Annotated in this window: 10 protein-coding genes; 9 read left to right on the forward strand and 1 reads right to left on the reverse strand. The window is 65.6% G+C overall.

What is annotated here, in order from left to right; translation table 11 throughout:
- Positions 1-66: 66 nt before the first annotated feature.
- On the reverse strand, positions 67-1,668 hold the full coding sequence (locus OU11_RS04105; RefSeq protein WP_033514634.1) for an ABC-F family ATP-binding cassette domain-containing protein: 1,602 nt from the start codon (positions 1,666-1,668) through the stop codon (positions 67-69).
- Between the two features lie 197 nt (positions 1,669-1,865).
- On the opposite strand from OU11_RS04105, the gene OU11_RS04110 reads away from it, so the two are divergent.
- From OU11_RS04110 to secG, 9 genes are all read left to right on the forward strand, one after another.
- A complete protein-coding gene (locus OU11_RS04110) occupies positions 1,866-3,071 on the forward strand; it encodes an MFS transporter (protein ID WP_223224095.1) in 1,206 nt (401 codons plus the stop codon).
- Between the two features lie 104 nt (positions 3,072-3,175).
- A complete protein-coding gene (gene uvrA / locus OU11_RS04115; RefSeq protein ID WP_033514635.1) occupies positions 3,176-6,172 on the forward strand; it encodes an excinuclease ABC subunit UvrA in 2,997 nt (998 codons plus the stop codon).
- Between the two features lie 137 nt (positions 6,173-6,309).
- Positions 6,310-8,652: an excinuclease ABC subunit UvrC gene (gene uvrC, locus OU11_RS04120; RefSeq protein ID WP_420885322.1), complete on the forward strand. Its 2,343-nt coding sequence runs from the start codon at positions 6,310-6,312 to the stop codon at positions 8,650-8,652.
- Positions 8,653-8,746: 94 nt separating this feature from the next.
- Complete coding sequence (locus OU11_RS04125) at positions 8,747-9,727, forward strand: shikimate dehydrogenase family protein (protein ID WP_033514636.1); 981 nt, start codon at positions 8,747-8,749, stop codon at positions 9,725-9,727.
- Positions 9,724-10,656, forward strand: a complete 933-nt coding sequence (rapZ, locus tag OU11_RS04130) for an RNase adapter RapZ (RefSeq protein ID WP_033514637.1) — start codon at positions 9,724-9,726, stop codon at positions 10,654-10,656. Before OU11_RS04125 ends, rapZ begins: the two co-directional genes overlap by 4 nt.
- A 166-nt stretch (positions 10,657-10,822) precedes the next feature.
- Positions 10,823-11,770, forward strand: coding sequence for a DNA-binding protein WhiA (gene whiA / locus OU11_RS04135; RefSeq protein WP_033514638.1), 948 nt, complete (start codon positions 10,823-10,825; stop codon positions 11,768-11,770).
- A gap of 141 nt (positions 11,771-11,911) precedes the next feature.
- A complete protein-coding gene (locus tag OU11_RS04140; protein WP_033514639.1) occupies positions 11,912-13,117 on the forward strand; it encodes a phosphoglycerate kinase in 1,206 nt (401 codons plus the stop codon).
- Positions 13,118-13,211: 94 nt separating this feature from the next.
- Entirely contained in the window at positions 13,212-14,015 is an 804-nt protein-coding gene (gene tpiA / locus OU11_RS04145; protein ID WP_033514640.1) for a triose-phosphate isomerase, read from the forward strand.
- A 114-nt stretch (positions 14,016-14,129) separates the two neighbouring features.
- On the forward strand, positions 14,130-14,357 hold the full coding sequence (secG, locus tag OU11_RS04150) for a preprotein translocase subunit SecG (protein ID WP_033514718.1): 228 nt from the start codon (positions 14,130-14,132) through the stop codon (positions 14,355-14,357).
- The last annotated feature ends 35 nt before the right edge of the window (positions 14,358-14,392 follow it).

The following is a 14,392-nucleotide window of genomic DNA, read 5'->3' on the forward strand; positions in this document are numbered from 1 at the left end:
CGCCCACAGGCATTCGCCGCCCACGGCTCAGTTCGAGTAACAGGTCAAGCAACCAGCGAGCGCTCGCTACTCCTCGGCCACCAGGTCCAGGTACTCGTCGTTCCAGAGGTCCTCGTCGCCGTCGGGCATCAGCAGCACGCGTTCGGGGTTCAGGGCCTTGACGGCGCCTTCGTCGTGGGTCACGAGCACGATCGCGCCCTCGTATTTGGCGATGGCCTTCAGGATCTCCTCGCGTGAGGCCGGGTCCAGGTTGTTGGTCGGCTCGTCGAGCAGCAGCACGTTGGCGCGGCTGGTCACCAACGTGGCGAGCGCCAGTCGCGTCTTCTCACCGCCGGAGAGCACGCTGGCCGGCTTGAACGCGTCGTCGCCGGAGAACAGGAACGAGCCCAGGATCGAACGGGCCTGTGTGTTGTCCAATTCCGGCGCCACATGCTGCAGGTTCTCCAACACGGTGGCGTTCAGATCCAACGTGTCGTGCTCCTGCGCGAAATAGCCGACCTTGCAGCCGTGCCCGTACTCCACCACGCCGGTATCCGGCTCCTCGATGTGCGCGAGCAGGCGCAGCGTGGTGGTTTTGCCGGCGCCGTTGTAGCCCAGGATCACCACGCGCGAGCCCTTGTCGATGGCCAGGTTGATGCCGGCGAACACGATGTTCGACCCGTACGCCTTGGAGATGTCCTTGGCCTGGATCGGCGTGCGGCCGCAGGGTGCGGGTTCCGGGAAGCGGATGTCCGCCACCTTCTCCTTCTTCTGCGCCACCTGCGTCCCTTCGAGCAGGCGTTCCGCACGGCGCATCATGTTCTGCGCGGCCACGGCCTTGGTGGCCTTGGCATGCAGGCGGATGCCCTGTTTCATCAGACGTTCGGCCTTCTTCTCGGCCACCTCGCGCTCGCGGCGACGACGCTCCTCGTCCACCACGCGCTGATGCAGATACGCCTTCCATCCCATCGAATACATGTCGATCTGCCCACGCTGCGCGTCCAGATGCCAGACCTTGTTCACCACCTCGTCCAACAGTTCGGTGGAGTGGGAGATGACCAGGAATCCGCCCTCATACCTCTTCAGGTAGCCGCGCAGCCATTCGATCGAGTCGGCGTCCAAGTGGTTGGTCGGCTCGTCCAGGATCATCGTGTCCGCATCGGAGAACAGGATGCGCGCCAGCTCCACGCGGCGGCGCTGGCCGCCGGAGAGCGTGCCGAGCGGCTGGTTCATGACCTCCTGCGGCAGTCCCAGCGATTCGGCCATCGCGTATGCCTCGGACTGGGCCGCGTATCCGCCGGCCTTGTCGAAGTCCTGCATCGCCTTGTCGTAGCGGTTCATGGCCTTGGTCATCACGTCCGGGTCCGGGTCGGTCATCTCCCGCTCGGCCTTGCGCATGCGGCTGATAATGGTGGCGATGTCGCGCGCGCTCATCATCCGGTCGAGCGCGGTCTGGTTCGGATCGTCCGCGTGCGTGTCCTGCGGCAGGTAGCCGAGTTTGCCGGAAACGCGCACCTTGCCGCCCGCGGGCAGCACCTCGCCGGTGATCACGCGCGTCAGCGTGGTCTTGCCGGCGCCGTTACGGCCGACCAGACCGATCTTGTCTCCCTTGGATACGTGGAAGTCGGTGGGGTGCAGCAGCGTGCGTGCACCGATCTGAATCTCCAATCCCTGCGCCTCGATGGCCATCGTCTCACCCTAACCTGCGACTCGTGTCCGTCATGTTCTGCATACAGTTTCTGCAACGCCAACCGTCCATCATACCGAACCCCGGATATCTGGCGGTTTGCCGTCCGACGTATCGTGGTATCCGCCCCGGACCGCACGGCATATGGTCGTCGGACGACGACCGTGCCGGAACGGGAGAGGCGGGAAGGAGACGCACGATGGGCGAACGGAGCGAGGAGCGGCTGTTGAACCGCGATGTGGTGCTGGTGATGGCGGCGACGTTCTGCTTCATGGCCAGCAATATGCTGGTGTCGCCGCTGATGGCGGGATTCTCCGAAAGCCTGGGCGCGGGCGGCGCGCTGATGGGATTGGTCACGGCTGCGATGAACTTCGTCTCGCTGTTCTGCCGTCCGATCGCCGGCAACCTGTCCGACCGCATCAGCAAGCGGACGATTGTGTCGTTCGGTTCCGCACTGTATCTCGCATCGAGCGTCTGGTATGCGCTGGCCTCCGACCCGGCATCGCTGATCGCGGCGCGCATGCTCAACGGTGTGGGCTTCGCGTGTTGCTCGGTCTGTCTGGCCGCCTGGATGGCCATGCTGCTGCCGATCCGCCACATGGGTGCCGGCATGGGCCTGTACGGCACGATGAACGCGCTGGCGATGGCGATCGGTCCGGCCGTCGGCATCCGCGCGCAGCAGGTCATCGGATACCGTCCGACGTTTCTGATTTCCGCGGCATTGGCCGTGCTCATGGTGGTGTCGGTGGTGTTCGTACGCAACGGAGGGCATCCCATACGGCAAGGCGGCGCGGATGCCGCCGGGACCGACGCAAGGCCCGCCGCACGCCGGTTCACGCTGCGTGCCATCGTCGAACCGCGCGTGGTGCCGTTGTCGCTGGTATTCATGTGTTTTTCGATCCCGTACTTCGCGAACCAGTCGTTCCTGGTCGAAGTCGCCGACGCACGCGGCCTGGATGTGGACGTCAGCCTGTTCTTCCCGCTGTACGCGGCGGCGCTGCTCGTGCTGCGGCTGGCGTTCAGGAACCTGTTCGACACCAAGCCGTTCCGTCTGTTCTTCATCGTGGGCACGGTGGCGATGGTGGGCATGCTGCTGTGCCTGGCGCTGATGCGCAACGACTGGGTGCTGCTGCTCGGCGCGGTCCTGACCGCGTTCAGCTACGGCATGATGAGTTCGGTCACGCAGGCCGAGGCCGTCGTCATCGCGGGCAAGGAGCGCAGCGGCATCGCCAACAGCACGTACTACATCGGCATCGACCTGGGCATGTCGCTGGGGCCGCTGCTGGGAGGCCTGATCTACGGCGGACTGCCGATCGCGTGGTTCTATCCGCTGTTCATGATTACGATGCCACTGGCTTGGATCATCCACCTGTCCACCGCGCGCTTCGTCGCCCGCCACGGATGACGCGGAACACGCCGTCGAACAACTGTTCGAATCATCGCGCCGAATGCGGTATCCTTGGCATGATATAACGGGCGACCAATCCATATCGGCATAAGGAGGCTGCGGTGGCTGCGAAACGTACGGCGTCGAAGAACGGCACGGTAACGGTGGAACGGGTGCTGACCAGCGACTCGTTCCTCGCGCGCGAGCTGGCCAAGGCCCCGATGAGGCAGAACGGCACCTCGCTGATCGCCGACCTGGGGCAACTGCCCAATGACCTGAAGATCGTGATCCAGGGCGCCCGCGAGCACAATCTGAAGAACGTCGACCTGGAAGTGCCGCGCAACCGCATGGTGGTGTTCACCGGCCTGTCCGGATCAGGCAAATCCTCCCTGGCGTTCGACACCCTGTTCGCGGAAGGCCAGCGGCGCTATGTGGAGTCGCTGTCCGCCTACGCCCGCCAGTTCCTAGGGCAGATGGACAAGCCCGATGTCGACTTCATCGAGGGTCTGAGCCCCGCCGTGTCGATCGATCAGAAGACCACGAACCGCAACCCGCGTTCGACGGTCGGTACCATCACCGAAATCTACGATTACCTGCGCCTGCTGTTCGCCCGCACCGGCATCCCGCATTGTCCGGAATGCGGCGCCTTGGTCAGCGCCCAGACCCCGCAGCAGATGGTCGATACGCTGTTGGCGTACCCGGAGCGTACCCGATTCCAGATCCTGGCGCCGGTGGTCCGTGGCCGCAAGGGCGAGTTCGAGGACCTGCTGGAGATGCTGCGAGGCGACGGCTACGCGCGCGCGTTGATCGACGGGCAGATGCATCAGCTGTCCGACGAGATCAAGCTGACCAAGCAGAAGAAGCATACGATCGAGGTGGTCGTCGACCGTCTGGTGATCCGTGACGGCATCCGCCAGCGTCTAACGGATTCGATCGAAACCGCGCTGCGCCTGGCCAAGGGCGTCGTCGTGGCCGATTTCGTGGATCTGGACGAGAAGGACCCGGACCGCCGCAAGCCGTTCTCGGAGAAACGCGCGTGTCCGAACGGCCACCAGTTGGAACTCGACGAGATCGAGCCGCGCACGTTCTCGTTCAACGCCCCGTACGGTGCCTGCCCGGAGTGCACCGGCATCGGCTACAGTCTGGAGATCGACCCGGAGCTGGTGATTCCCGATCCGGACAAGACGATCAACGAGGGCGCCATCGAGCCGTGGGGGCTGACCAAGGGCACCGGCGACTATTACCGGCATGTGCTCGAAGGGCTCGGCGACGAGATGGGCTTCGACCTGGACACCCCGTGGCGCGAGCTGCCTGAGGATGTGCGGCAGGCCATCATGTACGGCCGCAACTTCAAGGTCAAGGTCTCGTACCGTAACCGGTGGGGTCGTCTGCGTGAATATTCGACCGGATTCGAAGGCGTGGTGCGCACGCTGATGCGCCGCCACGAGGAGACCGACTCCGACCAGATGAAGCAGTACTACGAGTCGTACATGCGCGAGGTGCCGTGCCAGGCCTGCCAAGGCAGGCGCCTGCGCCCCGAGGTGTTGGCCGTCACCGTGGGAGGCAAGTCGATTGCGGACGTGTGCGACATGGCCGCCGAGAAGAGCCTCGCATGGGTCAACTCGCTTGAATTGGAGGGATCGGCCGCGCAGATCGCGGGGGAGGTGCTCAAGGAGATCCGTGCCCGTCTGGGATTCCTCAACGACGTGGGCCTGAACTATCTGACGTTGTCCCGCGCCGCCAAGACGCTCTCCGGTGGCGAGGCGCAGCGCATCCGTCTGGCCACGCAGATCGGCTCGGGATTGGTCGGCGTCATGTATGTGCTTGACGAACCGTCGATCGGCCTGCACCAGCGCGACAACGAACGCCTGATCGAGACGCTGCACCATCTGCGCGACCTCGGCAACACGCTGATCGTGGTGGAGCACGATCAGGAGACCATCGAGAAGGCCGACTGGCTGGTCGACATCGGCCCGGGTGCCGGCGAGCATGGCGGCGAGGTCGTGTATTCCGGCCCGGCCACCAAGCTGGTCGAGGCGCCGCGGTCGATGACCGGCGACTACATCGCGGGCCGTCGCCGCATCGCGGTGCCGGAGTCCCGACGCAAGGTGCATCGTACCAAGCAGCTCAAGGTGGTGGGCGCGCGCGAGAACAATCTGAAGAACCTCACCGTGTCGTTCCCGTTGGGCGTGTTCACCTGCGTGACCGGCGTCTCCGGCTCCGGCAAGTCCACGCTGGTGAACACGATCCTGTACCCGGTGCTGGCCGACAAGCTCAACGGCGCGCGCATCGTGCCAGGCAAGCATACGCGCGTGGAGGGGCTCGACCAGTGCGACAAGGTGATCCATGTGGATCAGAATCCAATCGGCCGCACGCCGCGGTCCAATCCCGCCACCTATACGGGCGTGTGGGACAAGATCCGCACGCTGTTCGCCAAAACCACCGAGGCGCAGGTACGCGGCTACGGCCCCGGACGATTCTCGTTCAACGTCAAGGGCGGCCGATGCGAGGCCTGCCATGGCGATGGCACGCTGAAGATCGAGATGAACTTCCTGCCCGACGTCTACGTGGAGTGCGAGGAATGCCATGGCAAGCGCTACAACCGTGAGACGCTCGAGGTCAAGTACAACGGCAAGTCCGTGGCCGACGTGCTGGACATGCCGATCGAGGAGGCGGCCCGCTTCTTCAAGGCATACCCCTCGATCTCACGGTACCTGGACACCCTGGTGCAGGTGGGACTGGGCTATATCCGCCTCGGCCAGCCGGCGCCCACCCTCTCGGGCGGCGAGTCCCAGCGCGTCAAGCTGGCCACCGAGCTGCAGCGCCGTTCCACCGGCAAAACCGTGTACATCCTGGACGAGCCGACCACCGGCCTGCACTTCGAGGATGTGCGCAAGCTGCTGCTCGTACTGCAGGGGCTGGTGGACAAGGGCAACACGGTCATCGTGATCGAACACAACCTGGATGTGGTCAAGTCGGCCGACTGGATCATCGATCTGGGGCCGGAGGGCGGCGACGGCGGCGGCACGATCGTGGCCGAGGGCACGCCCGAGCAGGTGGCCGGGAACCCCGACTCGTGGACCGGCCGGTTCCTCAAGCCGATGCTCGGCGGGAGGTGAACGGCATGACGTCGGGTTTGGTCGAACGGCACAGTCCCGAGGTATGGCGGAAAACCGCCGTGTCCCTGCAGTCGTCGTACGCCGGCGCGTCCGGCGCCGACGGTCCGGATACGGCGGCGCCGGACGCCGCCGCGGAGGTGAACGTCAACGGCGCGCCGCTGCTCGGCGACACCCGCGACCTGTTCCGTCCGAAAACCAGCGACATCCCCGCCAAACCCGGCGTCTACAAATGGCGCGACGGCGAGGGCCGCGTCATCTACGTGGGCAAGGCCAAGAACCTGCGCAACCGCCTGAGCAACTACTTCCAGCCCCTGTACCTGCTGCACCCGCGCACGCAGACCATGGTGCTCACCGCCCGCAGTCTGGAATGGACCGTGGTCGGCACCGAACTGGAGTCGCTCACGCTGGAGTACACGTGGATCAAGGAGTTCGAGCCGCGCTTCAACATCAAGCTGCGCGACGACAAGACCTACCCGTATCTGGCGGTCTCGATCGGCGAGCAGGTGCCGCGCGTATGGGTCACGCGCAGCCGCAAGCGCCATGACACCAGGTACTTCGGCCCCTACGCCAAGGTGTGGGATATGCGCAAAAGCCTGGACCGGCTGCTCAAGGCGTTCCCGGTGCGCACCTGTTCGCCGAACGTGTTCCACAAGGCGCAGCTGACGAACCGTCCCTGCCTGCTGGCGTCGATCGGCAAATGCTCCGCCCCCTGCGTCGGCCGTATCAGCCCGAAGGAGCATCGACGCATGTGCGAGCGGCTGGTCGGCGTGATGACCGGGCGTCTCGGCAGGTCGTACATCGCCCAGCTCACCCGGGAGATGAAACAGGCCAGTGCCGAGCTGGAATTCGAGAAGGCGGCGCGGCTGCGCGACGAGATCCAGATGCTCGGCAGCGTGGTGGAGCAGAACGCCGTCGCATTCGATCAGGATGTGGACGCGGACGTGTTCGGTTTCGCCTCCGACGAGCTGGAGGCCTCCGTCCATGCGTTCTTCGTGCGCGCCGGCGCGATCCGCGGCGAACGCAACTGGAGCGTGGAGCGGGTCGAGGACATCGGCGACGAGGATCTGATAGCGGAGATGATCACCCAGGTGTATGCCGACATCCTCAACGAAACCGACGCGGAGATGTCACGGCCCGCATCCGGGGCCCCCTCATCGGATGGCGACGACGACGCCCTCGACAGCGCCGCGGATGATGCCGTGCACCGCGCGACGTCCGATGCGCCGATCGTGCTGTCCACCATGCGCGACGCGATCGGCGTCACGCAGTCCGTCACCGCCGTCGACGCGCAGTCGCGGGCGCAGGCCACGCGCCGGCGCAACCAGCGGCAGGACCAGACCGGCCGCGACGATTTCCTCGCGCCGATCGCCCCGGTGCCGCGGGAGGTGATCGTGCCGATCGAACCCACCCGCCACGAGGAGCTCGAACGGTGGCTGAGCGACCGCCGCGGCGGCGCGGTGACGATTCGCGTGGCGGCGCGCGGCGAGAAGAAGGCCCTGATGGACCGCGCCAACGAGAACGCCGCACAGGCGCTCCAACGCAGCAAGATGAGCCGCATCAGCGACATGGCCACACGCAGCCGCGCCATGAACGACGTGGCGGATGCGCTGGGTCTGGACGAGGCGCCGCTGCGCATCGAATGCTATGACATCTCGAACACGGTGGGCGGCGCCTTCCAGGTCGCCTCGATGGTGGTGTTCGAGGACGGCATCGCCAAGAAGTCCGAATACCGGCGGTTCGCCATCCGCGGTGCGGACGGCAACGGCGCGCTCGACGATCTGAGCGCGCTGTATGAGACGTTGACTCGGCGGTTCCGGCACGGCAACATCGCCGGCGACTCCGGCGAAAGCATGGATGCCGAGCAGCGGGCGGCCAAGGCGATGCGGCAGCCGCGCGACACCGGCACGGATGACGCATCCGCGGATGCCGACACCGACCGGACCGCACAGCCGGACACAGCGATCATCCAGCAGAACACCAATCGCCGTCATTTCGCCTACCGTCCGAACCTGGTGGTCGTCGACGGCGGCAAACCGCAGGTCATGGCCGCCGCCAAGGCGCTTGAGGACTGCGGCGTGGACGACGTGGCGGTCTGCGGCCTGGCCAAACGGCTGGAGGAGGTCTGGGTGCCGGACGACGACTATCCGATCATCCTCAGGCGCCAGTCGGAAGGCATGTACCTGCTGCAGCGCGTCCGTGACGAATCGCACCGCTTCGCCATCACCTACCACCGCCAGACCCGGCGTAAGGGGGCGCTGCGATCGGCGCTCGACGATATCCCGGGCATCGGCGCGACGTACCAGAAACGACTGCTCAACCATTTCGGTTCGGTGCGCGCCATGCGCGAGGCCACCGTCGAACAGCTGGAACAGGTCAAGGGCATCGGCCACGCCAAGGCCGAGGCCATCTTCACCGCCCTGCACCCCGGCGACGGGGGAGCGGCGGCAACGTCCGAAGCCGGCGGTGAGGCATCGGACTGAGCCGCTGCGGGCGGCCGCGCCTGTCCACATTTACCTCCCCGAATCACAGGCGACATGGTTTTCGGCTAGCATGGATACCGATGGAAGGAGGGCTATGTCGGTAGTGAATCATCGGTGCGCGGTGCTGGGCAAACCGATCGCGCATTCGCTGTCGCCGGTGCTGCACAATGCGGCATACCGCGCGTTGGGGCTGGACGATTGGACCTATGACCGGCACGAGGTGGGACAGGACGATCTCGATGGTTTCCTGCACGGGCTCGACCCGAGTTGGGTGGGTCTGAGCCTGACCATGCCGTTGAAGAAGACCATCCAGCCGTACGGCGTCCCCACGAGCTTCTGGGCCATGCAACTGGGTGTGGCCAACACGGCGATGTTCGATTGGTCCGATATGGAACACGGGCGCGACGGCCTGCCGGCGATCCGCCTGTACAACACGGATGTCATGGGCATCGTGCTGGCCATCGACCATGCGCTGGATCGGCCGTCCTCAACCGACATCGATGCGTTGCTGGATGCGGATTCCTCCGGGCCGGCTTCCCGGCGGGCCGGGGACGACAGGCCGGCACGGGCCGTCATCCTCGGCAACGGCAACACCGCCATGTCCGCGGTGGCGGCCTGCACGATGGCGTTGGATTCCCGCATCGGCCATATCACCATCGCCGCGCGGCACCCGGATCGCAATCTCGGCCCGGCGGCCGACCTCGGCGCACGATTGGGCGGCGTCACCGTTGACGCCATGCCCCTGGCGGAAGCGGCCGCCACGGCCTGCGAGGCCGATCTGGTCATCAGCACGCTGCCCGCGCACGCCGCGGACCCCTTCGCACATGCCGTGGCCGACATGTCGGGCCCGGCCCCGCGCGGCATCCTGCTCGACGTGGTCTATGATCCGCGTCCGACGGATCTCATGCGGGTATGGTCGGACCGGGGCGCGCTGGCCGTCGGCGGGCAGGAGATGCTCCTGTACCAGGCCATCCTGCAAGTGGCGCGCATGACCGGATCGGGGTCGATTGCGGACCTGGAGGTTCTGGACACGATCGAACAGCCGATGAGGCAAGCATTGGAGGAGGCGCTATGACATCCGCAACGTCACGCGAACCGGCGAGCAGGGACGCGCTGTCGTCCGTGCCGGAGCCGGCCGACGGCTTCGAGGTCCTGCTCATCACCGGCATGTCCGGCGCGGGCCGATCGCAGGCGGCCAACAGCATCGAGGACATGGGCTGGTACGTGGTCGACAACATGCCGCCCAAACTGCTGGTGCCCCTGGTCGACATGATGACCAATTCCGTGTCCAAGATCCACAAGCTGGCCTGCGTGATCGACGTCCGGTCGCGCAGCTACTTCGATGATCTGGCGCAGGTGCTCGGCCATCTGGACGATCTGGGGGTCAAGACGCGCATCCTGTTCCTGGACGCCAACGACGAGGTGCTCATCAAACGCTACGAGTCGGTGCGTCGTCCGCATCCGCTGCAGCACGGCGCGCGCCTGATCGACGGCATCAACGAGGAGCGCGCCCTGCTGGCGAACCTGCGGGAGCGGGCCGACATCGTCATCGACACCTCGAATCTGAGCATCCACCAGCTGAGCACCAAACTGTACGAAGGCCTGCTGGGGGAGGGCCCCTCAACCGTGGCCGTGCACATCTTCAGCTTCGGATTCAAGCACGGCGTGCCGATCGACGCCGACTTCGTGGCCGACGTGCGATTCCTGCCGAATCCGTTCTGGGTGCCCGACCTGCGCGAACTGACCGGATTGGACAAGCCCGTGAGCGACTACGTGCTCGCCAGTCCGGGGGCCACGGCCTTCCTCGACGCCTACGAGCAGGCGCTCGCCGTGGCGATCGAGGGGTACGCGAAAGAGGACAAGCACTTCGTCACCATCGCCGTGGGCTGCACCGGAGGACAGCATCGTTCGGTCGCCATGAGCGAGGCCTTGGCCGCGCGACTGCGCGCACGGGGACTGCAAGTCACCGTTTCCGCACGGGAGCTATCCAAACGGCACGGGTGAATCTGGTACGGTAGCCGTATGGCGGACGCAACGGGACCGAACTGTGAGAAGGACGACCGGCCTTGTCCAAGTCGTTGGGTATCACAGATTCCCGGTACGTTCGCGGAAACGGGCACCGTAACCGATGGAGTACACAGAGAAGTATGGGATAGTAGGAGGTTGGCTCTTGGCTCTTCTGGATGACGTCAAAAGCGAACTGGCTGCAATCGACAACGAGCTGCCCGCCGCCAAGAAGGCACAGGCCACGGCGATGATCCGCTTCGGAGGAGGCTTGCGCCTCGTCCAGCGCCAGATCATCGTGCAGGCGCAGTTCGATTCGTTGGATGCCGCCAAGTGGCTGCAGTCCACCATCAAGAATCTGTATGGCCATGAAGCCACGCTGACCCAGGTGGCCCGGCAGACCCCCAACGGCATGGTCCAGCGGTATCTGGTGCAGGTCGAACGCGGCGGTGCGGCATTGGCGCTGCAGACCGGCCTGCTCGACAGGCGCAAGCATCTGGTGCTGGGATTGCCGGCCGACATCATCAGCGGCAACATCGCGCAGGTCAAGGCGGCATGGCGAGGTGCCTTCCTTGCCCATGGAGGCCTGTCCGACCCGGGCAAGGCCAGCTATCTCGAAATCGTCTGCCCCACCAATGAGGCCGCGTTGGCGCTCGTCGGCGCCGCCCGCCGCCTGGGGGTGACCGCCAAGCCGCGCCAGCTGCGCAGCTCCGAACGCGTGACGCTGAAGGACCCCGACGCCATCGAACGCATGCTGATGCTCATGGGGGCCCCGCTTTCCGCCCGCGAGTGGACCGGCAAGCGCTCCGATGGCGAGGCACGTGGCAAGGCCAACCGTCTGGCCAATTTCGATGACGCCAATATGCGCCGCAGCGCGAAGGCCGCGGCCGAAGCCAGCGACAAGGTGCGCAAGGCCTTCGAGATTCTGGGTGATGACATCCCCGAGAATCTGCGTGCCGCCGGCCAGCTGCGTCTGGACCATGGCGACGCCAGCCTGGAGGAGCTTGGCCGTCTGGCGAACCCGCCGATCACCAAGGATGCGATCGCCGGCCGTATCCGCCGTCTGCTGCAGCTGGCCGACAAGACCGCGAAGGCCCGCGCCCAGCAGGAATAGGACATGTGCATGGAAAGGAGCCTGCCGTCGAGGCAGGCTCCTTTTTCGTTGTCCTTGCACACATTGCTCACATAGTGGTGTAGGATTCGTAAGTGGCAGACCATGCCATTCCACGCATTCTGCGGCTAGGAAAGGATATACATGAAGACACTCAAGGATCTTGGAGATCTCAAGGGCAAGCGCGTTCTGGTGCGCGCCGATTTCAACGTTCCGCTGGACGGCACCACGATCACCGATGATGGTCGTATCAAGGCCGCCCTGCCGACGATCAAGGCTCTGCGCGAGCAGGGTGCCAAGGTCATCCTGATGGCCCATCTCGGCCGCCCGAAGGGCAAGGTCGTCCCGGAGCTGAGCCTGGCCCCGGTCGCCGCCCGTCTCGGTGAACTGCTCGGCATCGATGTGCCGCTGGCCGAGGACACCTACGGCGAGGACGCCCAGGCCAAGGTCGCCGCGATGAACGACGGCGATGTGGTGCTGCTGCAGAACGTGCGCTTCAACCCGGAGGAGACCAGCAAGGACGCCGAGGAGCGTGCCGCCTATGCCAAGAAGATCGCCGCTCTGGGCGACGTCTTCGTCTCCGACGGCTTCGGCGTGGTGCACCGCGCCCAGGGCTCGAACTACGACGTTGCCGCCGATCTGCCGGCCGCCGCGGGCCTGCTGGTCGAGAAGGAAGTGACCGCGCTGTCCAAGGCCACCGAGAACCCGGAGCGCCCGCTGACCGTGGTGCTCGGCGGTTCCAAGGTCTCCGACAAGCTCGGCGTGATCGAGAACCTGCTGGGCAAGGCCGACCGTCTGGTCATCGGCGGCGGCATGGTGTTCACCTTCCTCAAGGCCAAGGGATATGAGGTCGGCACCTCGCTGCTCGAGGAGGACCAGCTCGACAAGGTCAAGGGCTACATCGAGACCGCCGAGAAGAACGGCGTCGAGCTCGTGCTGCCGACCGACATCGTGGTGAACCCCGGCTTCCCGGCCGGCGACACCCCGATCGCCCCGGAGGTTGTGGCCGCCGACGCGATCCCGGCCGACAAGATGGGTCTGGACATCGGCCCGGAGTCCGCCAAGCTCTTCCACGACAAGATCGTGGATTCGAAGACCGTGGTGTGGAACGGCCCGATGGGCGTGTTCGAGATCGCCGAGTTCGCCGACGGCACCCGTGCCGTGGCCCAGGGCCTCGTCGATGCCACCGCGGCCGGCGCGTTCACCATCGTCGGTGGCGGCGACTCCGCCTCCGCGGTGCGCAACCTCGGCTTCCCGGAGGACGGCTTCTCGCACATCTCCACCGGTGGCGGCGCCTCCCTCGAGTTCCTCGAGGGCAAGCAGCTGCCCGGCCTGACCGTGCTCGCCTGATTGCATTCACAGGACTCCCGCCGGCGGGAACCATCGTGCCACACGGCACACGGTTCCCGCGCAGGCGGGAGCCTTTTGCCTTGAAGGAGGATACATGGGTTCGAAACGTATTCCGCTGGTGGCCGGCAATTGGAAGATGAACTTCGACCACCGCGAGGCGACGTATTTCGTGCAGAAGCTGGCCTGGCTGCTGCGCGACGCGAAATTCGACCATAAGCGGTGCGAGGTCGCCCTGTTCCCCTCGTTCACCTCGATCCGCAGCGTGCAGGTGCTGGTCGAGGCCGATCACCTGCGCATCCGGTACGGCGCCCAATCCGTATCCGTCACCTCGCAGGGTGCCTTCACCGGCGACGTCTCGGCGGACATGCTGGCCCATCTGGGCTGCTCCTATGTCATCGTCGGCCATTCAGAACGCCGCAAATACCATCCCGAAGACGACGCGAACATCGTCGATCAGGTCCGTGCCGTGCTCGCCGCCGGCATGCAGCCGATCCTGTGCGTGGGGGAGAGCTTCGAGGAGCGACGGCAGGGCATCGAGCTCGATTTCGCCGTCGGCCAGGTCAACGACGTGACCCGCGACCTCTCCGACGAGGAGGCGGCCAAGCTGATCGTGGCCTACGAGCCGGTCTGGGCCATCGGCACCGGCATGGTGGCCACCCCGCAGTCCGCGCAGGACGCGGCAGCGGCCATCCGCGACCACATGGCCACGATGTTCGGCACCCGGACCGCCGAGGCCGTACGCATCCTGTACGGCGGCTCGGTCACCTCGAACAACGCCGTCCAGCTCATCACCCAACCGGACGTGGACGGCTTCCTGATCGGCGGGGCCTCACTGGACCCGGAGGAGCTGGCGCTGATCGCCCGCCTGACGCTCAAGACCGACTCCTCTCGCCGCTGACCCGCGCCGCATCGTCAATACGCCACTTTTTCACCGGGTTGGGGTATTGTAGTTGGCAGTGTCTTATGAACTGGAGGTTCACCTGTGAACGCTTGGGAAGTTGTCAAGCTGGTTATGCAGATCGTGCTGGTCCTGCTCAGCGTGCTGCTCACGCTGCTCATCCTGATGCACCGTGGTAAGGGCGGCGGCCTGTCCGATATGTTCGGCGGCGGCCTGACCCAGAACGCCGGTACCTCCGGTGTGGCGGAGAAGAACCTGAACCGTTGGACCGTCATCATCGCGCTGCTGTGGGTGGCCATCATCATCGCCCTCGGTCTGATGACCAAGTTCGGCGTGATCTGATCGAATGTCAACCGTTGAAGACCCATGATGCCCCG

The organism is Bifidobacterium pullorum DSM 20433, from assembly GCF_000771405.1.
Taxonomy (GTDB): Bacteria; Actinomycetota; Actinomycetes; order Actinomycetales; family Bifidobacteriaceae; genus Bifidobacterium; species Bifidobacterium pullorum.